Genomic DNA, 24,040 nt, shown 5'->3' on the forward strand with positions numbered 1-24,040 from the left:
GATGTAGCCTGACTACTCATGAAGGCCGAAGTGCTCAAAGGGCATCTCGAGGGCATGCTGCTCGCCGTGTTGGAAACCGGCGAACAGCATGGCTACGCGATCGTCGAGGAACTCAAGGCCCGTAGCGGCGGGCACATCGCCCTGCCCACGGGCACCGTCTACCCGGCGCTGCATCGCCTGGAGACGGCCGGTCTGATCGCCGGCCGCTGGTCGGTGCACGGCGGACGCCGACGCCGCAGCTACGAACTCACCCGCGCGGGTCGCCGGGCCTTGAAGGAACAGCGCTCGTCCTGGCGGGAGTTCACCTCGGTCGTCTCCGGCGTGATGGGAGTGGAACCCGGATGGACCGTGACACCGTGATCGAGGAGTACCTCGACGCCCTCGCCGCCGAGTTGGTGGGCCCGCGCGCCCGCCGCCGCGCGATCCTCGACGAGGCGCTCGACGGACTCCTGGAGGCCGCCGACGCCCACTCGGACGACTGCGCCGACCCGGACGAAGCCGCGCGCCGAGCCGTCGCCGAGTGGGGACCGGTGACCGTGGTGGCCCGAGCCCACAACGCGGCCGGCCATCGGCGTGGCACCCGACGGCTGATCGCGACGGCCCTCGGAACGCTGCCCGTGCTGGCGGCCGTGTGGTGCGTGGCCATGCTCGCCGGACCCGCCGGCCCGTGGGAGCGACGGCCGGTATTGGTGGACGCCGGCCTGGTCCTGCTCGGCTTCGGTTGTGCCTTCGGCGTGGCGGCCGCCCTGTCCGGCCTGCGCGCCGCCAGGGGCATCCGAGCGGTGGCGCCCGGCACACCGGCGCCCACGCGCGAGGCGACGGCGGCGGTGTCCGGCGTACTCCTGGTCCTGGCCACCCTGCCCGCGATGGTCGTCAACCGCGGCGTCACCGACCCCCATTCGCTCGCATGGCCGCTGATCGCCCCCGCGATCGCAGTCAACCTCGGCCTGGCCGTGCACTTGGCCACGGCATGGCGCCGCCTGCGCGGAGGGCGCGCCATGTGATGTAGGTCACATTATCCGTGTCATACCGGGAGCCGTTACCGACCGTGTACGGGGTGTCCGCTTTTTGTACATCGAAGGGACTTCGTCATGCGTCTTCGTAACCTCGTGCTCGGTCTCGCCACGGGCAGCGCCGTCCTCGCCGGCACCGTGCTGAGCGCCGCTCCCGCCCAGGCCGCTCCCGCGACGGTCGCCTGCACCCATCCGTGTCACCCGCCGGCCAGCCCCGGCTACACCTACATCACCGACTACTACTGGGCCAGCGCGTGCAACGACACCGGCAACCAGGGGATCAACGCCCACCGCTGGTCGAGCTACCAGTGCACCGGCGGCGGCCAGTTCGAGAACTACGAGCTGTGGGTGAAGTAGTCACTGCGACACCCCGACACCTCGACGCTCCGACAGCCCACGGTTCCGGCCGTGCCGCACCTCTCGGTGTCGTCCCCACCGACAATTCGTCGGTGGGGACGACACCCGCGCTTCGGCGGGCGAAGCCGGCGCCGCCACCCGGCCCGAACGGCCAACCGGTGGACGGGGTGACGGCGCGGCGGGCCGGGCTGCGGCCTCGGCTACAGCTTGACGACGTTTTCCGCCTGGGGACCCTTGGGGCCCTGGGTGACGTCGTACTCGACCACGTCGTCCTCGTACAGCTCCTTGAAGCCGGTGCTCTGAATGGCGGAGAAGTGGACGAACACGTCCGGGCCGCCATCGTCTTGCGCGATGAAGCCGAAGCCCTTGTCCGCGTTGAACCACTTCACTTTGCCTGTTGCCATTGCTGCTCTCCTTGCAGAGATGTCGGGCGCCGTCGGCGGCGCAGCCACGGTACTGCTTCCGAGCAGAAATTATGACGGAAGGTACGGGTTTGGATACCTACCGCAATGGTCGGGTCGCCACAAAAGCCCGCACCGGCCGCAACTCGCCTTGGGCCATACGGAAACGTCGGTCGCACCACTGCCCGGTTGCGCGTCACGGGGACCCGGGCCGAGCGTGACGGGCCCCGGCGTCCTCGCCGGCGTCCGACGTCGACGAGGACGCCCGGGCCAAGCCTTCCGCGAGGGCGAGTGCGTGGGCTTGGCCGGGGCAGGCGTGCGGGCCGAGTCCGAAGAATGCCGCCGAGAGGTCGATTTCCACGAGGGTGCCGTCCGGTCCGACACGACGCGTGCGGGGCACGGGTGGGTCGGTGCGTCCCGACCTGATGTTCTCGACCAGTGCCTTGGTGGCGTCGCAGGCCTGGACGAGGAGGCCGATCCGGTTCGCGGTGGCCTCGTCCGCCACGCCGCCAAAGGCCCGAACGAGCCGGTCCAGGGCTTGATCGGCGGCGTCGGTGATCACGGTGTGGGGTTGGTAGGACCGTGCCACGAGGGCGACGTCGTCGGCGATCTCGGCGGCGCTGTCGGGGGACAGGCCGAGTGCTTCGGCGAGGACCTCGACGGGGCCCGGGGCGCCTTTGGCGGCTCGTTCCAGCAGGGTGTCCGGGGCGATGTGCGCGAGTTCGGCGATCGCGAGGGCGCGCCTGCGTCGGTGTGCCGTGCCGCCGCTGAACCGCGCGACCGAGGCCCGCAGCCAGGCGACGCCCCCGGGCGGGGCATCGGGTACGGAGGGGACCACGTAGGCGGGATCGGTGAGCAGGGCATGGTTTCTCGTCGTCATGGCCCCATGCTGACCCCGCGACGCTTCGGCCCCCACCGAAGCGACGCGGCCACCCCTGCGCCGACACAGGGGAGTTGGGGACCTTCGTCCGGCTATTGCCGTGGCTGGAAAGGTTCACCGGTTCTCGGCGCCCGGCACGGCCCCTCGACGCACTGCCGAAATGCCCGAGGGCGCCGGGTCGCCAATCGCGGGAGGGGTGAGTATCGCCGCGGGTCGGCCGGCAAAGGAGCTTCCGGCTCGGCCAGGCCGCGGCAACGGGCATGGCACACAATCCGATCAGCGGAATGGGTCACCGCCGGAGTGTGGCCTGCCCGCCGCCTGCGGTTGGGCCGTGAAGGGCCTGCGGCGTGCTACTGGCCGAGCTCGGCGGCGAAGAGCGTGCGTACACGAGCCCAGGAGTCCTCGGCGGCGGCCTTGTCGTAGGGCGCGCGCTCGGGGAAGAAGAAGGCGTGCTGGACCCCCGGGTAGACGACCGTCTCATGGCGTACCCCGGCCGCCGTCAGCGCGTCACCGATCCTGCCGCGCTGGTCCTCGTCGATGACGTGGTCGAGCTCCGCGAAGAACAAGAGCATCCGCACATCGCGCTCGGCGATGCTGCCGGTCGACTCCAGCAGCGGTTCGGGGCGGCTCAGCGCGGTGCCGGCAACGGGTAGCCAGCCGGGGTAGAAGATCGCGGCTGCCGCGAGGTCGATCCTGCTCGCGGCGAAGTAGGCGATGTGGCCGCCGAGGCTGAAGCCGAGCACGCCGGTCTTCCCGGTGGCTGCCGCGTGGTCGCGGACGTAGGCGGTGCAGGCTCGCAGATCGGCCTCGACGCCCTCGCGGGTCAGCCGACCGAGCAGTTCGAAGCCGCGCTCCCGGTTGGCATCGCTCTCCGCCAGGCCGGCGGCGGTCTCCGGGCCGGAGCGGTGATAGAGGTTCGGGGCGACCGCGACATAGCCGAGCGCCGCGACCTGGCGCACGGTGTCCCGGACCTCCTCGGTCACGCCCCACAGCTCGGAGCAGACGAGCACGGCCGGACGGCTCCCGGCCCCTGCGGGACGGGCCACGTAGGCGGTCATCGGTATCGAGCCGTCAACCTCGATGTCCACATCCTGCGCGACGATTTCGTATGCCACGGAAGCCCCCTCAAGCGTGACGATTCTCGGACTCTGTCGGATCACCGACAGCCACCGGGCACCGTATCGGGATCCGGGCGGCCGGTCCGGGATCGACTCCGGGATCAACGCCACCAGTCGTCGAGTGGGGTGACGGGAACGGCCCGCTTGTGCCGGGTCGCGAGGTATCCCGACTCCACCTTTGCCGCCAGGTCCGGCGCGACGTCGGTGCCTTCCAGATAGTCGTCGATCTGGGTGTACGTCAGGCCGAGTGCCACCTCGTCGGGCAGCGCGGGCCGGTCGTCCTCGAGGTCGGCGGTCGGCACCTTCTCCCAGACACTCGGTGGTGCGCCCAACTCCTGCAACAGGGCGGCGCCTTGACGCTTGGTCAGTCCGGTCAGCGGGGTGATGTCGACACCGCCGTCGCCGTACTTGGTGAAGAAGCCGGTCACCGCCTCGGCCGCGTGGTCGGTGCCCACGACGAGCAGGCTCAGCTGGCCGGCGATCGAGTACTGGATCACCATGCGTTCGCGGGCCTTGATGTTGCCGCGCACGAAGTCCCGCAGCTTGGGCTCATCGCCCAGCAGCTCGCGCAGGCCGAGCGCCGCCTCGGCGGCGACGGCGTCCGCGCTCGGCTTGACGTTCACCGTGATCGACCGGTCGGGCCGGATGAAGGCCAGCGCGATCTGTGCGTCGTGCTCGTCGGCCTGCACACCGTAGGGCAGCCGCACCGCGACGAAGGTGGCCTCGTGCCCCTCGGCCCGCAGCTCTTCGGCGGCGAGTTGGCACAACCTGCCGGTCAGCGTGCTGTCCTGGCCGCCACTGATCCCGAGCACGTAGCCCTTGGCCGGGGTCGACCGCAGGTAGCCCTTGAGGAAGTCGACCCGTTGCCGGATTTCGACTTTGGGCACAATGGTCGCCTTGACGCCGAGTTCGGTGAGAATCTGCTCCCGTAGGTTTGCCATCCACGTACTGTACTGGCCGGTTCTTCGAGCAGGACGGGTGGACCGCGCTCGATGCCGAGGGTGGTCCGCCCGGTGCCGGGTGCCGGTGCCAGTGCGGGGTACCGGGTTCGGGTGAGTGGGTGTCGCGTCGCGCCCGGTCGCACAAACGGACCTGACTGAGCATCGTTCGGGTCAGGGAGCAACGGGAATGCCCTGTCCCGGACGAGCGGGACATCGTCCGGCTTGGTCAGGGCTTTGGTCCGGATGATGTCCGGGACAGCGCCCACGGATGGGATCGGCCTCGGCGGCTCGCGGAGGCCGCCGTGGCGATGGTGGCTCGAATGATCTCGTCGGCCGGTGCGCCGGTTGTCCCCGCTGCGGTGCGATTAGTCTGCGGGGTCATGACCGCGACCCCGTTCTCCCCGCCGCCCATCCACTCCTGGCTCGACTTCAACTCGCCGCTCTCATCCGCTCGGTCGGCCGGCTTGGTCGATCGCCTCGCCGGGAGCACACCGTCGACGGTGCTCGATCTCGGGTGCGGGTGGGGAGAGCTGATGCTTCGGTTGTTGTCCGCGGTGCCCGGTGCGGTCGGCACCGGGGTCGACACCAACGCGGAACACCTCGCCAGGGGCCGCGCGAACGCCGCGTCGCGGGGTCTCGCCGACCGGGCCGAGTTCATCGAGGGGCCCGTCGCCGGCTTCTCCGGGGGTCCCGGCGACGTCGTCCTCTGTGTCGGATCGAGCCACGCGTTCGGCGACGCCGAGCCGCCGGCCCACACGGCCGAGGCCCTGAACGCCCTGCGGAACATGGTGGGAACCGGCGGCCGGGTGCTGTTCGGCGAGAGCTTCTGGCAGCGGCCACCGACGGCCGATGAGCTCGCGAAGATGTGGCCGGGCGCTTCGGCTGACGAGCACGTGGATCTCACCGCACTCGTCGAGCTCGCGGGTGCCGCGAGATTCCGCCCCATGTGGATCGAGACGGCGAACCTCGACGAGTGGGAGCAATTCGAATCCGGATACCTCGCCGGCAAGGAGGAGTGGCTGGCATCCCACCGCGATCACCCCGAGTCGGCAGCGGTCCGCGCCGCGGCCGACGAGCACCGGAAGATGTGGCTGGGCTATCGCGGCATACTCGGCTTCGCCTACCTCACCCTCATCGCGTACTGATCCCTCGCGACCCGGCGGGTGGCGGTCGCGTGCGGGCCGTCTCCTCGGCGGCCGTTCAGTACTCGAGTCGGGCGACGACGGGTGCGTGGTCGGAGCCGGGTTTGCCCTGGCGTTCGGCGGGTTGGGTGGTGACGGACGGCAGGGGGCCGTCGGCTCCGGTGAAGACGGTGTCGACGCGGGCGAGCAGCGCATGGCTGACGAGGATGTGGTCGATGAGTTCGCCCTGGCCCTCGAAGACGCGGGAGAAGCGCTGCTCCTCGGGGATGCGCGGGGCCAGGTTCCACAGCCGCGCGGCGTCGCCGTTGTCGGCGCGGGTGAAGCCGCCGGTGCCGATCTGGGAGCCGGGCGGGCCGTAGAGGATCTGGGTGGTGGCGGCCTGCGGCTGGTCGTTGAGGTCGCCGAGGAGGGCGACGTCATGGGTACGGCCGTCGCCGGCGAGGAGCTGGTCTGCCAGGGCGCGCATGGTGGTGGCCTCGGCGCCGCGGCGCCACAGGGCGTAGGCGGCGTAGCGGGCGCGTTCGCCTTCGTTGCGCGGGGCGTGGCGGTTGCCGGGATAGGTGAGCAGCTTCGACTTGAGGTGGCAGACGGCCGCGGTCAGGGTGTGGCCGGGCCGGGGCTCGATGGTTACGGCGAGGCCGCCTCGGCCCATGGTGTTGAGCGGGACACCGGTGTCCTGGGTCTGCACCGGCCCGAATTGGGCCGGGAACGCGGTGACGTCGGCGACCACGGTGAGCGGTTTGCGGCCGAGGAAGCCGACGCGGATGCGGCGTCCGTCCGGGTGGGCGGACAGCGCGGTGTGCCATTGGCCGTCCAGCAGGTCGACCAGGTCGGCGAGCGCGTCGGGGTTGCCGACCTCCTGGATGCCGAGCAGGTCGGGGCCGAGCCGGTTGATCGTGGATGCGAGCGCGGCCAACTTCGCTCGGTAGGACGCGTCGTCCTTGGGGCCGCCCTCCTCGCCGGGGCGGAACAGGTTCTCCAGATTCCACGTACCGATGGTCACCCTCACGAGCGGCTCCTGACGACGGCTGAGCGGGACCCTCCAAGTGTTTCGGTCGCTCCCGTTCCTGTGTAAGGGCCGTCCGGTGTATATCCGCGGGCGAAGTCCGCCGTTGTACGACGGGTGTCTCGCCGGCGGTTCCATTCGGCTGCTTCTCCGGTGCGGCGAGGTGCGATGCCGGGCCGCGCCGCGGACCCGGCGAGGGTTTGACGGCACGCCGCGGCACTATTACGGCTGAACGGTGTCCGCGGATGCCCCGTTGAGGACGACAGTCGCGGATGCGCGATCCAGGTAGGCGCCCGCTTCGTTGGAGGACCATCGGCCCTGTGCGGGTACGAGCGAGCGCAGGGTGGCCGGCATCTCCGACGTTTGCGGATTCTCGGTCGGCTGCCAGGGCCCCCACGCCTCCACAGCCGCGGTGTCCGCCAGTCGGACCACCGCGTAGTACGCCCAGTCGTGGGGGCCCGGGATCGTCACGCGGGATTTGTCGGGTGTACCCAAGGCCCTGACGCACCAGGTCGCGGAGGCGACGGTACCCAGCCGCGGAAAGCTCGCCGACAAGGCGGGCGTGCTCGTGCTGAGCGGTTCACAACGGTGCGCCGCCTGTTCGACCTTCGCGTCGTGCTCGGCGTCACACCCGGCGACGAGCGCACCGGCCACCATCGCGAGCGTCGCGGCAAGTGCTCGTGCTCTCATCGACCGCCGCCTTCCGTCCACGGGGGCGCCTTTGGTTCTCGTCGCCAGGGCCCGGAGTTCGAGTCTGTCGCCGGGGCGCGGTTCCCGCGTCCTACTTCATGCGTACTCCCGATGGGTCGTGCGGGCGATCCTTCGGTACTCGATTTCGTGCCTCCCCGTCCCCGAACGGCGGACCATGCGCCTCAAGGTCGCCGAATGCGAGGTCGGACTCGGGGAGTTGGCCCCGCTGACCGTCCAGGAGCGGTTGGACCTGCTCGCGAACGTCCTGCCCGACGACCCCGCCGCGCTGTGGGAACCCACCGGACCACGGGTACTCGCCGGCCGCATCTCCGCCGCGTGGCAGGCCGCCCACGGAAAGCCCGACCGGATTCCCGACGAGACACCTCACCCACGTGGCGGGACCTGGGCGCCCACGAGCCCACCCGGCGACTTCTCACCACCGCCGGTCACGCCCTAGCGGCGGTCCAGCATCGGGAGCCGCGAGCGGGCGGAGTGTGCGGCGATGGTGTACCAGACGTTGACCAGGTCCATCACCCCGTTCGGGTCGGGCGCCTCGCAGCGCACGGTCAGCAGGTTCACGCGCTCCGCGCCCGGCACCGCCGCCGCGAGCTCGGCGGCCAGCGGGATCTGGAACCCGACCTCGAAGACGAACTTCTCCGGCAGCGGCAGCGGCTCAAGGGTCGCGGCCTTCTCCACGGCCGCCGCCGCGCCGGCGCGGATCAGGTCCCGGGCCACGGACGGGTGCACGTTGTTCGCCGCGGTGAAGCCCTCGGCCGTCTTGACCGGGACCGTGATCACGCCCGGGAACGCCTTGGCCGTCGCGTCGCAGACCTCGTTGTCGCCGGTGACCAGTCCGACCGGGACACCGTGTCGGGCCGCGAGCAGCGCGTTGACCTCGGCCTCGGTGACGGGGTGGTCGTTCAGCCGCACCGACGTGAAGTCGGACGAGAAGGTGTGTGCGAGCACTCCCGACGCGCCGGCCGCCGCGTGGTAGCCGATGAACAGCGCGACCGCGTGGTTCGGGCCGAGGCCGTGCGCCATGCACTGGGCCTTGGGGCTGCCCAGGATCACCCGGGCCCGCGGGTCCAGGTCCTGCGCGATGAGGTTGTCCATCGTGCCGTGGCTGTCGTTGATCAGGACCGTGTCCGCGCCCGCCGCGAACGCGCCCTCGATGGCCGCGTTCGCCTCGCCCGTCATCATCTCCTGTGCCCGGCTGTACCCGCCGCCTCCGCGCACGATCTGGTCGAGGGTGGCGATGCCCGCCACGCCTTCCATGTCGATCGAGATGTATACGTCCATGGATTTCTCCCGTTCGTTGCCCTGCTCGGCCGGTTCGCGGGCTGTACGACGCCCTGCCGAGCATCACGCACGCCGCCCCCGGGGGGCGTCGGAGATTCGGACAGGTTCGGTGGCGGTTCTTCGTCGAGGACGACGATTCGGGGCTCTCGGACGCTGCCTACCGTGATCCGTCACCGCGGCACACTCGCCGCTCTTCGAGGAGGTGCCCGACCGTGGGACGACCCGACCCGACACCGGCCGCTACACCGACTTCGGGCCGACCGGACCCGCAAAGCCCGACCGAGTCCGTGCCGACGCCCGAATACCTCGAGGCCCGGCTCGCGGAACTGGCCCACAAGGCCGGCATACCCGGCGCGAGCATCGCGGTTCGCGTGGGCGATCGGACCGTCGCCGCGGCGGTGGGCGTGCTGGACACGGCTACGGGCTACCCCGCGACCACCGACTCGCTCTTCCAGATCGGCTCGATCACCAAGGTGTGGACCACGACCCTGGTGATGCAACTCGTCGACGAGGGCCTGCTCGACCTGGACGCCCCCGTACGCACCTACCTCCCCGACTTCCGGCTCGTCGACGAGGACGCGGCCCGGCAAGTGACGGCCCGTCAACTCCTTTGCCACACAGCCGGTTTCGAGGGCGAGCTGTTCGACGACCACGGCCCCGGAGACGATGCCATCGAGCGCCTGGTCGCGAGCCTGGCGACCGTCGCCGACCAACTGTTCCCGCCCGGTGAGATGTTCTCGTACTGCAACAGCGGATTCGACCTGCTCGGCCGCGTCGTCGAGGTGCTGACGGGCCTGACGTGGGAGACGGCGGTGCGCGAGCGCATCGTCGTGCCGCTCGGCCTCGCACACGTGGCTAACAACGCGAGCGAGTCGATCGTGCAGCGTACGGCGATCGGCCACCTGAGCGGCCCCGACGGCACGCAGGTCAAGGCACCGGTCCACCACATGGGCCGCGCCGGCGCCCCCTCCGGGGGGATGCTCGCCACGAGCGCGACGGACCTGCTGGAATTCGCCGCCGCGCACGTGCGCCGAGGGCTGCTCCCGGACGGGACACGGCTGCTCTCGGAGGCGTCCGCGCGGGCGATGTGCGAACCGCAGGTCGAGATCATCGGGGACGGCGTGCTCGGCCGGTCGTGGGGGCTCGGCTGGAACCTGTACGACTGGCCCGGCGAACCGGTCATCGGCCACGACGGCGGCACGATCGGCCAGTCGGCGATGCTGCGCGTGGTGCCCTCGCGCGGGGTCTCGGTCGCGTTGCTGACCAACGGCGGCAACATGTACCTCGTGTACGACCTGATCCGCGAACTGCTCGGCACGCTCGCGGGCGTCGAGGTACCCGACCTGCGGGTGCCGCCCACCGAACCGCCGACGATCGATGCGCGTTATGTCGTCGGCGGCTACGCGTCGGCGGCGATGCGGGTCGACATCGCCGAGACCGAGGACGGCCTGACCCTCACCGCACAGAACCTCGGCGCCATCGCCGAACTGGCCGGCGACGAGGTCGTCACCACGCGGGTGGTGCCCGTGAGCGAGCGCGCCCTCATCGCCGGCGAAGGGGGCGGGCGACTCCCGGTGTACGCCTTCCTCGGGGAAGGCGAGCAGGCCGATCTCCTGCACATGGGGCGGGTGTTGCGCCGGGTACGGGCCACCGAGGCCGAAGCCGGGTAGAGCGCCGCGGGTCGTTCCGTCGAGGCCGCACCGGGCATGGGCCCACGTGGTGAAGCGCGACCGACGCCATGATCGATGCCTCCCGGACCAGGACGGCGCGTCGGCGACCAGGAGGAGGTCGTCCAGGACGGCCGGGATGGGTCGTCGGCCGGCGACGCCGTCGGCGATGGTGTCGGTCGCGTCGGTGGTGACGACGCGCCGTCGGCGCCACGAGTGTGTCATCGCCGGTGCGCCCAGCGGCTGGACGCAGATCACCTCGACTTCGGGCGCCAATGCCTTCACCACATGACCCACACCGGTGGCCGGCGCCCCGCCGCCGAGGGCGATCAGGACGGCGTCGAACGTCGGTGCGGCGTCCACGAGTTCCAGGCCGAGGACCGGGTCGTCGACGAGCACCTCGTGGAGGCCGTCCACGATGCGGCAGATCTCGCTGCGGACTACGGCCGACACGTCCCGTCGCCGCACCTCCTACCGTTGCGGGGAGTCCGTGTTCGCTGACGTTCAGGTGCTTGTGCTTGAGCGGGGACAGCCAGGCCACGTCCTCCTCGCGGACCTCGTGCCCCCGTGTCCGAGTTCGGCGACGTCCCGCTCGGCGGTCGCCCATCGCCTTCAGAAGCCGGTCATGTGTTCGCCGAGGGTGTCCCATCCGCCGAACCAGGCGCCGCTGTCATCTTCTTGCCAGGTGTGCCAGATCGCGCCGTCCGGACCGTAGGCGAACACTTGCAGCCGACCGTCCTTGTTCGCGGCGACTACCGGCCTGCCCGCCAGCCTTCCGCCGAGGCTCGCCCATCCGCCGAACCAGGCGCCATCGGGCTCGATCTCCCAGGTATGCCAGATCGCGCGATCAACTCCCAGGGCGAAGACTTCCTGCCCGTTGTTGTTGAGCTTGGCCGTCGGCCAACCCGCCAGCCTTCCGCCGAGGCTCTCCCAATCGCGGTACTCGGGGACGCCCGGCGACCGTTGCGAAGTGTGCCAGATCGCGTTGTCCGCACCGTAGGCGAATACCGCCATCGCCCCGCGAGTGTCCATGTATGCCACCGGTGTTCCGACCGTCATGGGTCCCCCGAGGGTGTCCCAGCCGCCGAACCAGGATTTGCCCTCCTCGACCGTCCACGTGTGCCAGATCGCGTTGTCGATGCCGCGAGCAAATACCTCCCGCTCGCGCCCAGGACCGGCGTAGGCCTCGTAGCGGTTGACCGACGGTGAGTCGGCCAACACTCCGCCGAGGCTCGCCCATCCGCCGAACCAGGCGCCGCCCGGCTCCACCTGCCATGTGTGCCAGATCGCGCCATCCCAGCCGTAGGCATAGACCTCCAGCCCACCGGCGTTGGTCTCCGAGATCACCGGCCCGCCGGCCAGTCTTCCGCCGAGGCTTTCCCAGTCGCCCCAGGGACCGCCGGGTTCGCGCTGCCGAGTGTGCCAGATCGCACCGTCCAGGCCCCGGGCAAACACCTCCAATCCGGCGCCAAAGGTGGTGGCGGCGACCGGACTTCCGGTGGTCAGTGGATGGTGGTTGTGAGGGAGAGATTCCCATCCGGAGAACGACGTGCCGTTCGGCTCCGCTTGTTGGCAGTACATGATGTCGCCGGTCCTGCCCTGCGCGAACACGTGGATGCGCTCTCCAGGGCCGTAGATCACAGGCTGGTCGCACTTTTCGTTCGAGACGAGACCCATGTCGCCACCTCACACCTATCGTGCACAGCACGGATTGGGGCCTTCGAGCGATGCGACAGCCAGCCCAGAAAACCCAATACCCACGCTAGCGCTGCCTACCAACGACGCAATCGGACGCGGGGCACAGGGTCCGCAAGATGGGTCGGCAGATCGTCGGCACCGAAACGAGCACGGCCGCCGGGACCTGGCCGCCCCGCTGCTGCCGACCCCGCACGCCCTCCCGGAGTCGGGGTGGGTTTGGTGCTGTCCGCGCTTGTCCTGGCAGGGCAGGCGACACCACACGATTTCACCGATATCGCACAGTTGGTTTGTTGACGGACGGATCCCTCCGGCGCGGGTCCGGGCTGAGGAGTGTGGTCAACATCGGGCGGGCCGGTGCCCGTCGGCTTACGGTCGTCAGGGTGTCGACCGAAACAACGGCATTGACGTGGTGGTCACCGCCGTCCGCGCCAGTCTCGGGACTGACGTTCCTGTGCGTGGAGGGGGCTTGTACATGGCAGGGCGGGAAGACGATCTGGCCTACCAGGCGATCGTGCGGGCGTTCCTGGACGGCGATCCGCAGAACCACCAGGGGGTCCTCTCGATGTCCGCGCCGGATGCGCGCGGTCGACTACGGGCGTGACGCGGGACTGCAACGCTGCGTCCGAACACTGCTTCACCCTGACGCCCCTGAACCGGTGTCGGCATGGAGCGCGCCACCGGCGTCCACCTGAGAGAGGACACCGGCCAGACCAACGGCGGCGAGAGGCTGCGCGGTCTCGGGCACTCTGCCGGCTACGCGGGTTCGAAAGGTGACCGCAGGACTTCGGCGGCTGCCTCGCATGCTCGGGTGCCTGGTGCCCGTCGGTGCTCCGGGCCTGGTGGCGAGGGGTGCCGCGGTGGTCCGGCTCGGGCGGCCTGTCCGTCGTGCTGCCGCCTCCCTGCCGTCGTCGCCGGGCGCCCTGAAGTCGCCGTCCAGGTGGGCGTCGTAGTCGTCGGGGGTGATGCCGAGTTCGTGGGTGGAGTACTCGCCGAATCGCTTGATGTGCTCGGTCGGGAACGGGGAGATCTGCGCGAGGTCGAGGGGACTCTGGCCGCGAGGCATGTCAAGGCAAGTACGTCGAAGCCCACTTGCCTCACCGATATCCATGGGGTGTGAGGCAAGTCGGGCGGGCGGTTGAGTGGCCGACGGATGCTGAGGGTGCCGTATCACCACGCGATGACCAATCCGATAGGACCGGGACTACTCCGGAAGATTCATCGTGTCGGCGCAGCACGCGATGCTGCGGCCATGCCCCGAGTACGTGCGGCTGCTGCTGGCCGCCCTCGCGGCCGCCACACCGATCCACGACCCACGAGGGGACTGCGCCGCATTCACAATTCTTGACCGGCCGCCGCTCGTTGCCTTCCGCCGAACCCCCTGGCGCTTCTGGCCCACTTCGGGGATCTCGTCTACGCATACGACCTGGACGACGACGATCCTGCGACCCGCAGGCACCCGGCGATCGTCGCGGTACGCCGACTCAACGCGCCCGTCGTTCGCCCAGCTCGACCGCTGATCGTGGGTTGCCGCCTCCTATTCCCAAGGTCTTGCGGTCGGTCCACGCCCGCCACCGGAGACGCCGGGGCCGGGGGATCGGTGGAGTGTCAGGCCAGGCGCTCGGCGAGGACGGCGCGTCCGGCCGCTGCGGCGCGGTGTTGGTAGGCGCGCAGGCGGGCCCGCGAACCTGAACCCGGAATCCCGGCTCCTGGGCCGGGCCGGGAATGCGATCCCAGGCCCACAGGCCCACAGGCCCACAGGCGCGGAGCGCCGGAGCGCTCCGCGCCTGCGCCGCGACGGCCGACCCGACCGCTTCCGGCTCTCGACGTGGCTCCGTCAATCCGTTGACCAGCTCGGGCGCGGCGAGCTGCGGCGAGTGCCGCCCGAGCGGGTACACGCGATCGCCTCGCGCGCGTCGGCATCCCGCCCGCACCACCGTTACCCCAAGAACGTCTCAGCAGTGGTCCCGGTCGCCGGGAACGGTCGTGCGAGTCCTCGCTGCTCCAGGTCGAAGCGGCACCACACCGACTTGCCGTACTCGTGCGGTCCCCAGCACAGCTGATCCGAGAACGCACGTACGGTCGCCAGGCCGCGATGGCATTCGGGCAGGTCGTTCACGGCGGCCGGCGAGGGCGTCGACAGGCTCGACGCCCGCATCCCGGGCAAGTCCCGGTCGGGGTCCACGACTTCGACGGCGAGGGCCTGGAACTGCCAGAACCACAACCGCACCGTGACCCCGTCCCCGGCCGGGAACACCGCGTGCGTCACGGAGTTCGTCACCAATTCCGACACGCACAACAGCGCGTCGTCGACCAACTCGGGCAACCCCCACCCGACCAGCGCCGCGGCCGTCCAGACGCGCACCTCGGCCACCGAGGCGGGATGGGGCCACCACGCCCGGTCCCTGATCCGCACCCAGTCCTTCGTGGCCACGTTGAGCCCTTCCCTGACCACCCGAAGCCCGGGAACCGGCAAGGCGTCCAGGCACTTCAGATGCGGCCGTTCCCCCTCGGTCGGCGTCCACTCGATCACACCCTGGAGGCCTGCCGGACTTGTCTGCGTTCTGCTCATGCGGACGAGCTTCGAGGTTGGGTGCGTCTGTCCGTCACCCCCCGGTGGGGGTACCCGTGGTGGGTAAACTCGGCGTTTACAGAGATCGACTGTGTGTGACCGGACGCGGGCCAGGGGGTCGACGGATCATGACGAGCGTCGTATCACCGGCAGCCCTGCCCCGCCACGTGCTCGACCGCGACGACATGCGCCAGGCACTCGCGGACCACGACTTCGGGGCCGTGTTCCGTATCGCCCGCAAGTACGGCGGCATCAGCTTCCAGAAGATCGCCGACGCCTGCGACATCAAGCCCGAGCGGGTCGGCACACTCGCCCGAGGAATCGGCCGCATCACCACCGTCGAGAAGATCCGACACATTGCCGAGGCCCTCCGTGTTCCCGGAGAAATGATTGGAATGACTCCGTGTGAATGGGAAAAGGCGACCTCCGGACGGAGTTCCGTTGCGCCGGCGGTGGTTCGTGTCGATCAATCGCCTGAAGTCTTCCCATTCAACGACGAGCTGGATGCGCTGGAACTCGGCCGCCGCGCCGTAGCCAGCGATGTGGGAACCGAGACGCTTGCTCGCCTCGAAGCGGTATTCGACGAGTTGGCCATCGGTTATTCCGTGACACCGCCGCATGAACTTCTCGTGCGCACACGCCAACACCTGTCCTATGTGGCACGGCTTTTCGACGCGCGGAAGACTCTGGCCGAACATCGGCGCTTGATCGCTCTGGGCGGATGGCTCTCCCTGTTGAGCGCGACGCTGCACATCGACTTGGCCCAACAGGAAGCCGCGACGGCTCGATTGGCGACGGCCATCGGCCTCGCCGAGCAGGCCGAGTACCCCGAGTTGCAGGCGTGGTGCCATGAAACCGCTGCCTGGCGGCTGCTGACGCAAGGGAGGTACGCGCAAGCGGCGGACCTTTCCCGGGCGGCGCGGAAGCTTGCGCCCAAAGGAAGCTCTGTCGCCATTCAGGCGACCGCCCAGGAAGGCCGCGTCAACGCACGTCTGGGGAAATTCCCCGAGACGTACGACTCGATAGCGAGAGTCCACAAGCTCGTATCGAATCTCCCCAGGCCGGACCGCCCGGAACATCACTACCGATACGACCCCAATAAATCCATGTCATACACTGCCACCACATTGGCGTGGTTGGGCGACCCCGCGGCCGAAGACTATGCGCGCGAGGTCATCGCTCGGCTCGCTCCCGGCGAGGGACACAGCAAATGGCCGCGCAGGGCGGCCGTGGCCGGCCTCGACCTGGCCCTGACCCTTTTGGTGAACGACAGCCTCGACGAAGCCTGCCATTCGGCCCAGCAAGCCATTCTTTCCGGTCGAGTAGTGCCGTCGAACCATTGGCGGGCGCTGGAAGTCGTCAGGGCCGTCGAGGCACGGGGTCTGCCCGAGGCCGGCGACCTGAGAGCGGCATACCAAGACCTGACGCGGCCCGGCACACCCGCAGGACCGACGTCTGCGTGCGCGTGGATTCATCCCGGGTTTCCGCCACCACCGACACTCGCAGCTCGGCGCCGTCGGGAGCCACCGTGGTGCGCACTCGGCCCATGTCATCAGTGGGAGTAGATGAGGGAACGAACAACGGGACCAGGGCCGTTCCGCCCTCGGCGAGGTGACTGCGGATGCTACGGAGGGCGGCCAGGGCGGTGGCGTCGTCGGGGAGCAGTGTGAAGGTCGGACCGGCCAGGAAGATCGCGCGATAGCGGCGAGGCAGATCGAGTGCTTCCATCCGTTGGCAATGGACTACGACGTCGACGCCACGCTCCTTCGACCGGCGGCGACATCGCTCGATCATGTCCGCGGAGGAGTCCACGCCCTCGACATCCAGACCACGTTCCCGTAGATCGAGGAGCGGATCGCCATCCCCGCATCCCAGTTCCAGGGCCGGGGCGCCGGCCTCCTCGATGAAGGCCGCGTAGGGCTCCGGGTCCTGGGCGAAGGATTTCAGCGGCCCGTATGCCTCCGCGACGATACCTGTGTAGAAATCAGCAGGCTGAACCATGCCCGCACCCTAGGTGAGCCCGCTCGCGACGGCGAGCGGGGTTCCTCCGAGTCTCCTCTCGCCATGCGCTCTTCAGCGCCCTGGTCACTGCACAGCGCTGGATGGCTGCCGGTTGTCCTGTGTCCGGGTGGCTACTTCCTCGTCTTGCCGTCCTTGTTTCGCCAGTCGCGGTCCGAGGAGCGGGGGGCGGCTTCGAGCTTGTCGTAGGCCTCGGTGAATTGCGCGTGGAACTGCTCGGCGAGTTGGTCGCGCAAGGGAGCCAGGGCCCCTTGGCCAAGGCTGCCGATGTTCACCTCGTTGTCCTCGTCCCCGCGGACGTACGCGGAGCCGAAGCCGAAGAGGTACTCGCCCGTCGTGTCGGTGCCCGGGTGGACATTGATGATGAGCTCGACGCCGTGCACGCCGACGCGGATGGCCTTGGTGGTGAGCGAACTCCGGCCCTCCCAGTAGAAGTTGAATTCCACCTGGTCCTTCAGGACCGCGCGCAGTAGTGAGCGCGCGCTTTCGGTGGGCGGCGGTGCCGATGCCGGGACGGGCGCGGGAGTCGTGCTCGTGGGGGTCGTCGAGCTCGTGGACGTCGTGGACGTCGCGGGGGTGCTGCCGGTGGTCGACGGCGACGGGGTCGGCGTAGCGGTACCGGTGGGCTTCGGCGGGGGTTTGTCACCGCCGCCGGAGCCTGTGCCGGATGGACCGTCCGTGCCGCCGGGTTTCGGTGCAGCCGGAGTCGACATGAAGTTCCCCTCCCCTGGGGCGAATTACCCTCATCGTCAGTGTGGGCCTGCGGGCATCATGAACACCATGCCGCGGGCCACCAAAGGTGCGGGTCTTCCGTCGGCGGGCGGCGTGTTCGCGGGGCGATGGGTCCGCGAGCCTTCATGCCGCCCTCGACGACCCGGTCTTGGGCCGATGGCTCGCGTGTGATCGGTGAACCAGTGAACCGGTGAAATCGTCGCGACTCGATCGGCCGCGACGCGTGGCTGTGGCCGTGCCGTGTGCTTGTACGAATTGTTCAACGGATGGGCCGGTTGTACCGACCACACGGTTGTGAGCCATTTTCTCTTCCGACACCCTCGAATCGGCCGTGTTCCAGGCCCCGTCCTTTCGGCCGACCCCGAACGACCCGTGTGCGCAAGGTACTTCGACTGTGGGCGGCGGCGACCACCGTGGCCGCGATCGTGCTGCTGCCGGGCTCGACCGGCCCCGTACTGGCCCAGCCCATGGCAGGAACGATCACACCGGCGGCCGAGTCCAAGGCGGCGATCACCCTCGACGGTGACCATCTGACGGTCACCCAGATGAGAGCGGTCCTGCGGGGGACCGCCGGCACGCTGCAGCTCTCGAACGAGGCCGCCGACCGGATGCGCGACTCCCGGTCGGGCGCACTGGACGCCCTCAAGGCCGGGCAACGCGTCTACGGCTGGAACCAGGCCCTGGGACCGCTCAAGGACCACCCCCTGACGGACGCGGAACAGCTCGACTTCCAACGCCGGATCCTCCGTTCGCACGCCGCCGGCGTCGGGGACGAACTCCCCGTGGGTGTGGCGCGCCTGGCCTTGGTCCTGCGGGCGAACTCGATGGCCCGCGCCCACATGGGGGTACGCCCCGAGATGGTGCGTCGCATGCTGGCCCTGGTCAACGCCGGCGTCACACCGGTCATGCCGGCCGTCGGCTCGCTGGGCACCGGTGACCTGCAGCCCATGGCGGCGGCCGGCCTGGTGCTCACCGGCGACGGCGCGACGGCCCGCCTGCGGGGCGGCCCGGAACGCCCCGCCGCGGCCGTGCTCGCCGAGGCCGGCCTGCCCGACCGGTTCGCCCTGGAGGCGGGCGAGGCGCTGCCCCTTCTCAGCGGCAGCGGCGTACTCACCGCCCGCTACGTCGCGTCCACGTACCGGGCCGAGACCTTCCTCGACCAGTTCGACGGGGCTTTCGCGCTCTTCCTGGAGGCCACCCGCGCCGAAGCCGACTCCCTCGACCCCCGCACCCACGCCGAACGGCGCATCCCCGTAGAGGAGAAGGAGGCTGCCCGACTGCGTTCCCTGATCTCCGGCAGCCGTTGGACGACCGAGGAGGGACGGCTGCGCTTCGGCGAGAAATCGCCCCGCGTACAGGACGCCGTCTCCGTACGGGCGGCCCCGCACATCGCCGCGACGCTGCGCCAGACGTTGTCCGAAGCGGACACCATCATCACCCGCGAGGCCAACGCCTCGACCTCCAACCCCCTCGTATTCCAACGCGACGGCGGAGACTACGAGTTCGTCATGGGCGGCAACTGGGACGGGGCGCAGATCGGACACGCGATCGACACCCTCAACGCGCAGGTCACCGACGTCGCGGTACTCAGTCACGAACTGTCCGGGCGGCTGATCGCGTCCAAGTGGAGCTACGGCCTTCCCGACAACCTGGGCGCGCCGCCGGTGGGCCTCAACTCCGGCATGGTGCAGGTCCAGACCGTGGGCGCGGCGCTGATCCCGGAGATGCAGGCGCGGGCGATGCCCGCCGGGGTCCTGTCCCGGCCGGAGAAGTTCGGCCAGGAGGACCACAACACGATGGCGATGGCGTCGGTGCGCAACCTGGACGACAACCTCGAACGCGCCGAGACCGTACTGGCCGTCCAGTTCCTGCTCGCCGCCCAGGGCATCGACCTGGCCCGCCCCACGATGGATCCGCTGCCCCTCGCCAAGGCCACCCAGGCGCTCCACGAGCGGTTCCGGCAGCGGGTCCAGACCCTGGGCGAGGATCGCTGGATGACACCCGACGTCCGAGCCGCCGTCGCCATGGTCGAGGCCGGCGACCTGCGCCCCGACGTGACCTGACGCCCGACCCGACCCGGCGAGATCGTTCGGCGGGCGCCCCGGCGGCGCCCGCCGTGTGAACGAGTGCGGGTTCGGGGCCAACGTTCCGCCGGGCCACGGCGGTGGGGGCGTTTACGCGGGGCTGTCCCAGACGAGTGAATATCGCCAGAGCAGATGGCGGCGGAAGTGGCAGCCCGGCAGCAGGAGTTCGGCCTCTCGGCGGACGTCGCCCCAGGCCATGGTGGGCTCCTGGGTGGGCATGCCGTCCGGGTCGGTCTTGCCTCCGTGTCGGCGGGCGTTCAGGCGGGCCGCCGGGACTCCGGCGCCGCTGATGATCCAGTCCAGCGGTGTCCGGTTGCGGGCCAGACCGATGACGACCAGGCGGCCACCCGGTGCGAGCAGGCGCGTCATGGCGTTGATCGCCTTCGAGAACTCGACGTGATGCACGACTGCCACGGCGCTGACGAAGTCGTACGCGCCTTCGCTGAGCAGGCCGTGCGATTCGTCGAGGAAGTCCGCCTCCGCGAAGGTGGCGTTGCGCAGGTCCGGGCAGTGCCGGCGGGCGAGGAGGACCATCTCGCCGGATCTGTCGACGCCGACCACCGTGTTCGCCCGCTCAGCGAGCTTGCGAGCCAGTGATCCTTCGCCGCATCCGATGTCCAGGGCCGCGTCGCATCCATCCGGCACGGCTTCGAGGACGAGCGGGTGGTAGTGCACGTTGTGATTCCAGTAGTCCGCGCCCATCGGCCCAACCTATCCCTGCGGGGCGAGGGGCCTCGTCCTTGCTCGACTCGCGCTGTCGAGGTGCCGTCAAGGCTCGGGCCGGCCGGCCTCCACGAGCATGGACCTCACGGCGTTCCGGGGCAGCCATGCGCGGGCGTTCGACCACTTCGGCGGCATCCTCAAGACGATCGTCCACGACCGCACGAAACGGGTTGCGCCGGGACGCGAACCGCATCCACTACTCCCTGGTGGAGGAACGCCTCGCGCTCTCCCTCGGACGGTTTCTCGGCGCCGTATGTCCCGAACAACTCGTGATACGGCAAAGGCGGCGCAGGACCACCGAAGGGAAGCAGCCGTGAGTGCATCGGAAAGACTGTGCGAGATCATCGAAAGGACACGGTCGTGAAAGCGCCGGTCATGGCGAGCACCATCGAACGTCGGCTGCTGGTCAACTATCGCGTCGACCCCGAGATCACCGCCCGTCTGCTTCCGGCACCCTTGCGGCCAGTCCTGGTCCGCGGGTACGCGGCCGCCGGTATCTGTCTCATCCGCCTGGCCCGACTCCGCCCGGACTCCGCACCATTCGGCCTCGGACTGCGCACCGAGAACGCCGCGCACCGCATCGCCGTACGTTGGGACACATCCGACGGCCCGCGCTCGGGGGTCTACATCCCGCGCCGCGACAGCGACTCCGTCCTCACCGCCTCGTTCTCCTCGTCCTCCACCTCGTCGCCGCCGAGGGAGTCGTAGAGCTCGTCGATCAGCGGAGAGTCGTCGGCCCACCAGAGATTCGCCGTACGCTTGCCGGAGGCGCCGACGACCAGAGAGGGATCGACGGCGTCCAGCCAGGGGGCGTCGCCGTCCTCTTCGAGCTCGACGGGGTCGGCGTCGGTGATCATCGGGACGGGAACGGTCGACTGCCGCTGCTTGACCATCCAGGAGTTGCGGAAGAAGTCGAACCGAAGGTGGTGGCAGTCGGCCGACTCGGTGAAGACGATCGGCGGGACGAGGAAGTGTGCCACGCCGACAGTGGCCGCGACATCGATGTAGTTCTCGGGGGTGCCGCCGGAGTTCCAGCAGGCGGCGAAGTTCACGGGAGCCAACGACTCCTTGCCGAGCACGTGGATGAGGTTGCCCCGGATCACGAACTTGTCCGGATCGAGGACCACTTCCTCTCCGAGCATCAGAATCGGCGCCGGCATGATGTGCGCCTTCGCGAAGCTCTGGGCTCGCGTATAGAGATCGACGATCTCGTCGTGGCGCGTGGCGTCGAACCCGCCGTAGTCGTGGAACGGGCAACACTGATTGTCGTCGGGCTCCTCCGGATCGGGGAAGAGAGCGGACTTGTCGAACGGCGCGACACCCGAACCGCCGCCCTTGCCTTGGAGGAACCCGGGAATCCACGCGTCGTCGTCGGCCTCGATCACGGCCGAGTCGCACAGGGCGCGGAACGCGGTGTCGCCGACCTTGCAGTTGAAGTAGTCGAGAAGCGTGATCGCGGCGCACTCGGCGAGCGAGAGCGTGTCGCTCTTGGGGAACCAGAAGTCGTAGCCGTTCGCGACGAAATGCACGCCGCGGAACTGCCTGTGGACGAACGGCTCGCGGGCGGCACCGGGCGTGAGGCCGCTCCAATGCGCCGCCGCGACCTGGTTGTAACAGGCGTCGGCGTGGCGGGCGAGTTCGGGGGCGAAGACGCTCTCGCCGGTCCAATAACAGGCCTTGGCGAACAGCGCGCCGATCTCGGGATCGTGCGTGACCTCGGGATCGGTGAAGACGAGTTCGGTGCGCAGGAAGACCTTGCGGCCGTCGCGGTAGGGCGCGCCCTCGTGCTCGTACCGCTGATCGAGGATCACACAGGTGAAAGGCTCGATGTCCGTGAGCGCGGCGCCGGTGACGAGGTCGAGGGCGGGCGCGGCCGAGCCGCCGGTGAGGTAGATCAGGACCGTGTAGCGGGAGATGTGCCCGCGCGCGGCGTCGTAGTAGGGCGTGTCGCGGTGGCGGTGGAAGTGGGCGTCGCCCGGCTCGAAGCGGTTGCAGCGGAACACGGGGTTCACGTGCGAGAAGCCGTCGAGCAGCGACTGCGGCATCGCCTCGACCACTGCCGCGGTGAGCGCCTCGGCAAGCAGCGCGGAGTGGAAGATGAAGCGGTCGCCGCCGCGCGAGGCGGCGTTGAGCGGCGGGACGTAGAGGTTCAGCGCGTCGAGGCTCTCGAGCCGGGCACGGGCGGGGGCCGGGAGCCGCAGCGAGAACGAGTACGCGTCCTTCGCGAGCTCCACGCGCTTTGCGAGCTCGAACTCCAGCCCGGTGTCCGCGAACAGGCGGTCCAGCGGAAGGATGTTCTCGAACGTGCGGAACGACAACTCGCGCGGATCGACGAAGACGGCGGCCAGGTGTGGCGCGGCCTCGCTGGGCCGGGTGAACAGCTCGCGCACGTCGGCGTCGATGCGCTCGGCATCGACGAAGCGCACCGCCTTGTAGCGCACGGTCGGGTGCCAGGAGATCGCGAGCCCGTCGAGCGTCGCGGCGGGTTCGGTGTCGGTCGCGTCGACCTGGGCGCGGTAGCGGGCGGCCTCGTCCGCACCCGCGTCCCCGAGGGCCCGACCGCTCGACAGGGCAAAGAAGCGATCGCGGAGATCGATGCTCACACACTCCTCCAGTAGTTGCGCAGCGCGGGTGAGAGCTGCGGGGCAAGCGCCAATTTCCGCACGCCGGCGTCGGAGACGTCGCCGCGATACAGCAGCAGCCGCGTGAGCGAGCCGACGAACCCCGCCGCGAGCAGGGCTTCCGCCCCCTCCGCGCCGATCCGGTTGTAGCGCAGGTCGAGTTCGACGAGGTGCTCGAAACGCGCCAGTGAGCGCACGCCCTCGGCGGTGAGCGCGTTGCGTTGGAGGTGCAGGCGCCGGACGTCGCCGAAGTGCGGGGACGCCGCGAGTGCCGCCAAGCCGGCGTCGCCGATGCCGCAGTACCGCAGGTCGAGCGCCCGGATCCGCCCGCCGGGGGTCGACGCCGCCAGGGCCTGGGCGCCGGGGTCGCCGATGCGCAGATGCGCGAGGTCGAGCTCGACGAGGCGGCCGAGGTCGAGCGTCGCGAGGGCGGCGGCCTCGATGGGCGGTGGCGGGATCGGATTGTCTTCCTCGTCGAAGCAGTCGTCCCAGTCGTGGTCGTCCTCCGCGACGTCGGCGGACGGTCCGATCCGCAGGGCCGTCACGAAGCGGTCCTCCAGGGCCCCCGCGATCAGCGCGGGCGCGTCGTCGGACCATTCGACGGCGACCTTCGTGGCGAATCCGTACCGGCGGGCCAGGACGGTCGCCCCCGGCGGCAGCGCCGCGTCCCAGCTCTGCCGGTGCTCTTCCATCAGCGCGGCGATCTCGCGCGCCAGGGCCTCGCGCTCGACGGGGCCGACGTGTGCGTGGCGCTGTTCCAGACGGATCAGCGTGCCCCGGGCGTCGCCCTGCGCCAGGAGCCGGTCGCCGTAGACACGCCACGTGGCGACGTCGTCGGGGTGATCCCGCAATGCCTGTTCAAGGGTTGCAGTTTCCATCCCGAGCACGCTATCGACAGCCACGGACAGTCGTCCCCCGCGGTGCGCGAATCACGGCGGATGCCGTCAACCGAGCGTGCCCGCGATCGCGATGACGGCGCTCTATCGCCTGCGCCGGCTGCGGCATTTGCAGTCGCGATAGATGGCGCCGTAGGTCTGGGAGTAGTGGTGAACGTACTTGCCGGTGTCGTTGCACACGGGG

At 69.8% G+C, this 24,040-nt stretch carries 23 protein-coding genes and 2 pseudogenes; 10 read left to right on the forward strand and 15 right to left on the reverse strand.

Going from position 1 to position 24,040, the window contains the following annotated elements:
* The first annotated feature begins 18 nt into the window (after positions 1–18).
* From OG928_RS43045 to OG928_RS43055, 3 genes are all read left to right on the forward strand, one after another.
* A complete protein-coding gene (locus tag OG928_RS43045) occupies positions 19–360 on the forward strand; it encodes a helix-turn-helix transcriptional regulator (protein WP_331767478.1) in 342 nt (113 codons plus the stop codon).
* The gene (locus OG928_RS43050; protein WP_331767479.1) at positions 342–1,004 is read left to right on the forward strand and encodes a hypothetical protein; all 663 of its coding nucleotides are present in this window, start codon (positions 342–344) and stop codon (positions 1,002–1,004) included. The genes OG928_RS43045 and OG928_RS43050 overlap by 19 nt, the downstream gene beginning before the upstream one ends.
* An 87-nt stretch (positions 1,005–1,091) precedes the next feature.
* Entirely contained in the window at positions 1,092–1,370 is a 279-nt protein-coding gene (locus tag OG928_RS43055) for a hypothetical protein (protein ID WP_331767480.1), read from the forward strand.
* 200 nt (positions 1,371–1,570) lie between these two features.
* Here OG928_RS43055 and OG928_RS43060 read toward each other — a convergent pair whose 3' ends face one another.
* From OG928_RS43060 to nadE, 4 genes are all read right to left on the reverse strand, one after another.
* Positions 1,571–1,774 carry a cold-shock protein gene (locus tag OG928_RS43060; protein ID WP_331767481.1) on the reverse strand — a complete coding sequence of 68 codons (204 nt, stop codon included), beginning with the start codon at positions 1,772–1,774 and terminating at the stop codon, positions 1,571–1,573.
* Positions 1,775–1,967: 193 nt separating this feature from the next.
* Positions 1,968–2,651 (reverse strand): hypothetical protein, encoded by a 684-nt coding sequence (locus tag OG928_RS43065; protein WP_331767482.1) that lies wholly within the window; start codon positions 2,649–2,651, stop codon positions 1,968–1,970.
* Between the two features lie 350 nt (positions 2,652–3,001).
* Positions 3,002–3,766, reverse strand: a complete 765-nt coding sequence (locus OG928_RS43070) for a dienelactone hydrolase family protein (protein WP_331767483.1) — start codon at positions 3,764–3,766, stop codon at positions 3,002–3,004.
* Between the two features lie 104 nt (positions 3,767–3,870).
* Positions 3,871–4,710, reverse strand: coding sequence for an ammonia-dependent NAD(+) synthetase (gene nadE / locus OG928_RS43075; protein WP_331767484.1), 840 nt, complete (start codon positions 4,708–4,710; stop codon positions 3,871–3,873).
* A 380-nt stretch (positions 4,711–5,090) separates the two neighbouring features.
* Here nadE and OG928_RS43080 point away from each other — a divergent pair, with 380 nt between their 5' ends.
* Positions 5,091–5,855 (forward strand): methyltransferase domain-containing protein, encoded by a 765-nt coding sequence (locus tag OG928_RS43080; protein ID WP_331767485.1) that lies wholly within the window; start codon positions 5,091–5,093, stop codon positions 5,853–5,855.
* A gap of 55 nt (positions 5,856–5,910) precedes the next feature.
* Here the strand turns inward: OG928_RS43080 and OG928_RS43085 are convergent, their stop codons facing one another.
* Complete coding sequence (locus tag OG928_RS43085) at positions 5,911–6,855, reverse strand: endonuclease/exonuclease/phosphatase family protein (RefSeq protein WP_331768308.1); 945 nt, start codon at positions 6,853–6,855, stop codon at positions 5,911–5,913.
* A gap of 225 nt (positions 6,856–7,080) precedes the next feature.
* A complete protein-coding gene (locus OG928_RS43090) occupies positions 7,081–7,548 on the reverse strand; it encodes a hypothetical protein (RefSeq protein WP_331767486.1) in 468 nt (155 codons plus the stop codon).
* A gap of 175 nt (positions 7,549–7,723) precedes the next feature.
* Between OG928_RS43090 and OG928_RS43095 the strand changes: the two genes are divergently transcribed.
* Complete coding sequence (locus OG928_RS43095; protein WP_331767487.1) at positions 7,724–8,005, forward strand: hypothetical protein; 282 nt, start codon at positions 7,724–7,726, stop codon at positions 8,003–8,005.
* On the opposite strand, the gene OG928_RS43100 is transcribed toward OG928_RS43095, so the two are convergent.
* On the reverse strand, positions 8,002–8,847 hold the full coding sequence (locus tag OG928_RS43100; protein WP_331767488.1) for a M55 family metallopeptidase: 846 nt from the start codon (positions 8,845–8,847) through the stop codon (positions 8,002–8,004). The two genes, OG928_RS43095 and OG928_RS43100, sit on opposite strands and share 4 nt — an antisense overlap.
* Before the next feature lie 287 nt (positions 8,848–9,134).
* Here OG928_RS43100 and OG928_RS43105 point away from each other — a divergent pair, with 287 nt between their 5' ends.
* Complete coding sequence (locus OG928_RS43105; RefSeq protein ID WP_331767489.1) at positions 9,135–10,517, forward strand: serine hydrolase domain-containing protein; 1,383 nt, start codon at positions 9,135–9,137, stop codon at positions 10,515–10,517.
* 40 nt (positions 10,518–10,557) lie between these two features.
* Here the strand turns inward: OG928_RS43105 and OG928_RS43110 are convergent.
* A pseudogene (locus OG928_RS43110) lies at positions 10,558–10,985 on the reverse strand (pyridoxal-phosphate dependent enzyme); the annotation flags it as partial.
* Between the two features lie 141 nt (positions 10,986–11,126).
* Positions 11,127–12,191 (reverse strand): hypothetical protein, encoded by a 1,065-nt coding sequence (locus OG928_RS43115; RefSeq protein WP_331767490.1) that lies wholly within the window; start codon positions 12,189–12,191, stop codon positions 11,127–11,129.
* 493 nt (positions 12,192–12,684) lie between these two features.
* Here OG928_RS43115 and OG928_RS43120 point away from each other — a divergent pair, with 493 nt between their 5' ends.
* A complete protein-coding gene (locus OG928_RS43120) occupies positions 12,685–12,813 on the forward strand; it encodes a hypothetical protein (protein WP_331767491.1) in 129 nt (42 codons plus the stop codon).
* A 1,335-nt stretch (positions 12,814–14,148) separates the two neighbouring features.
* On the opposite strand, the gene OG928_RS43125 is transcribed toward OG928_RS43120, so the two are convergent.
* A complete protein-coding gene (locus tag OG928_RS43125; protein WP_331767493.1) occupies positions 14,149–14,781 on the reverse strand; it encodes an ATP-binding protein in 633 nt (210 codons plus the stop codon).
* 128 nt (positions 14,782–14,909) lie between these two features.
* Here OG928_RS43125 and OG928_RS43130 point away from each other — a divergent pair, with 128 nt between their 5' ends.
* Positions 14,910–16,346: a helix-turn-helix domain-containing protein gene (locus tag OG928_RS43130; protein WP_331767494.1), complete on the forward strand. Its 1,437-nt coding sequence runs from the start codon at positions 14,910–14,912 to the stop codon at positions 16,344–16,346.
* Between the two features lie 31 nt (positions 16,347–16,377).
* Here the strand turns inward: OG928_RS43130 and OG928_RS43135 are convergent.
* Positions 16,378–16,782, reverse strand: a pseudogene (locus OG928_RS43135) (class I SAM-dependent methyltransferase); the annotation flags it as partial.
* A 131-nt stretch (positions 16,783–16,913) separates the two neighbouring features.
* A complete protein-coding gene (locus OG928_RS43140; RefSeq protein WP_331767495.1) occupies positions 16,914–17,246 on the reverse strand; it encodes a hypothetical protein in 333 nt (110 codons plus the stop codon).
* A gap of 660 nt (positions 17,247–17,906) precedes the next feature.
* On the opposite strand from OG928_RS43140, the gene OG928_RS43145 reads away from it, so the two are divergent.
* Positions 17,907–19,595, forward strand: coding sequence for an aromatic amino acid ammonia-lyase (locus OG928_RS43145; RefSeq protein ID WP_331767496.1), 1,689 nt, complete (start codon positions 17,907–17,909; stop codon positions 19,593–19,595).
* Positions 19,596–19,706: 111 nt separating this feature from the next.
* Here OG928_RS43145 and OG928_RS43150 read toward each other — a convergent pair whose 3' ends face one another.
* Complete coding sequence (locus tag OG928_RS43150; protein WP_331767497.1) at positions 19,707–20,318, reverse strand: class I SAM-dependent methyltransferase; 612 nt, start codon at positions 20,316–20,318, stop codon at positions 19,707–19,709.
* A gap of 396 nt (positions 20,319–20,714) precedes the next feature.
* On the opposite strand from OG928_RS43150, the gene OG928_RS43155 reads away from it, so the two are divergent.
* On the forward strand, positions 20,715–21,047 hold the full coding sequence (locus OG928_RS43155) for a DUF2071 domain-containing protein (RefSeq protein WP_406291790.1): 333 nt from the start codon (positions 20,715–20,717) through the stop codon (positions 21,045–21,047).
* Here OG928_RS43155 and OG928_RS43160 read toward each other — a convergent pair.
* Together OG928_RS43160 and OG928_RS43165 are read right to left on the reverse strand one after the other, a co-directional pair.
* Positions 20,963–22,942: a 2OG-Fe(II) oxygenase gene (locus OG928_RS43160; RefSeq protein WP_331767499.1), complete on the reverse strand. Its 1,980-nt coding sequence runs from the start codon at positions 22,940–22,942 to the stop codon at positions 20,963–20,965. The genes OG928_RS43155 and OG928_RS43160 overlap by 85 nt on opposite strands.
* Complete coding sequence (locus tag OG928_RS43165) at positions 22,939–23,838, reverse strand: hypothetical protein (protein WP_331767500.1); 900 nt, start codon at positions 23,836–23,838, stop codon at positions 22,939–22,941. Before OG928_RS43165 ends, OG928_RS43160 begins: the two co-directional genes overlap by 4 nt.
* Positions 23,839–24,040: the final 202 nt, after the last annotated feature.

This window comes from Embleya sp. NBC_00896, from assembly GCF_045207785.1.
Lineage (GTDB): Bacteria > Actinomycetota > Actinomycetes > Streptomycetales > Streptomycetaceae > Embleya.

Excerpts from the sequence above, each read along its gene's own strand:
- OG928_RS43125 (WP_331767493.1), bottom strand. The coding sequence starts at position 14,781 with ATGAGCAGAACGCAGACAAGTCCGGCAGGCCTCCAGGGTGTGATCGAG.
- OG928_RS43045 (WP_331767478.1), top strand. The coding sequence starts at position 19 with ATGAAGGCCGAAGTGCTCAAAGGGCATCTCGAGGGCATGCTGCTCGCC.
- OG928_RS43115 (WP_331767490.1), bottom strand. The coding sequence starts at position 12,191 with ATGGGTCTCGTCTCGAACGAAAAGTGCGACCAGCCTGTGATCTACGGC.
- OG928_RS43095 (WP_331767487.1), top strand. The coding sequence starts at position 7,724 with ATGCGCCTCAAGGTCGCCGAATGCGAGGTCGGACTCGGGGAGTTGGCC.
- OG928_RS43065 (WP_331767482.1), bottom strand. The coding sequence starts at position 2,651 with ATGACGACGAGAAACCATGCCCTGCTCACCGATCCCGCCTACGTGGTC.
- OG928_RS43120 (WP_331767491.1), top strand. The coding sequence starts at position 12,685 with ATGGCAGGGCGGGAAGACGATCTGGCCTACCAGGCGATCGTGCGGGCG.
- OG928_RS43090 (WP_331767486.1), bottom strand. The coding sequence starts at position 7,548 with ATGAGAGCACGAGCACTTGCCGCGACGCTCGCGATGGTGGCCGGTGCG.
- OG928_RS43080 (WP_331767485.1), top strand. The coding sequence starts at position 5,091 with ATGACCGCGACCCCGTTCTCCCCGCCGCCCATCCACTCCTGGCTCGAC.
- nadE (WP_331767484.1), bottom strand. The coding sequence starts at position 4,710 with ATGGCAAACCTACGGGAGCAGATTCTCACCGAACTCGGCGTCAAGGCG.
- OG928_RS43060 (WP_331767481.1), bottom strand. The coding sequence starts at position 1,774 with ATGGCAACAGGCAAAGTGAAGTGGTTCAACGCGGACAAGGGCTTCGGC.
- OG928_RS43130 (WP_331767494.1), top strand. The coding sequence starts at position 14,910 with ATGACGAGCGTCGTATCACCGGCAGCCCTGCCCCGCCACGTGCTCGAC.
- OG928_RS43155 (WP_406291790.1), top strand. The coding sequence starts at position 20,715 with ATGGCGAGCACCATCGAACGTCGGCTGCTGGTCAACTATCGCGTCGAC.
- OG928_RS43055 (WP_331767480.1), top strand. The coding sequence starts at position 1,092 with ATGCGTCTTCGTAACCTCGTGCTCGGTCTCGCCACGGGCAGCGCCGTC.
- OG928_RS43165 (WP_331767500.1), bottom strand. The coding sequence starts at position 23,838 with ATGGAAACTGCAACCCTTGAACAGGCATTGCGGGATCACCCCGACGAC.
- OG928_RS43150 (WP_331767497.1), bottom strand. The coding sequence starts at position 20,318 with ATGGGCGCGGACTACTGGAATCACAACGTGCACTACCACCCGCTCGTC.
- OG928_RS43100 (WP_331767488.1), bottom strand. The coding sequence starts at position 8,847 with ATGGACGTATACATCTCGATCGACATGGAAGGCGTGGCGGGCATCGCC.
- OG928_RS43050 (WP_331767479.1), top strand. The coding sequence starts at position 342 with ATGGACCGTGACACCGTGATCGAGGAGTACCTCGACGCCCTCGCCGCC.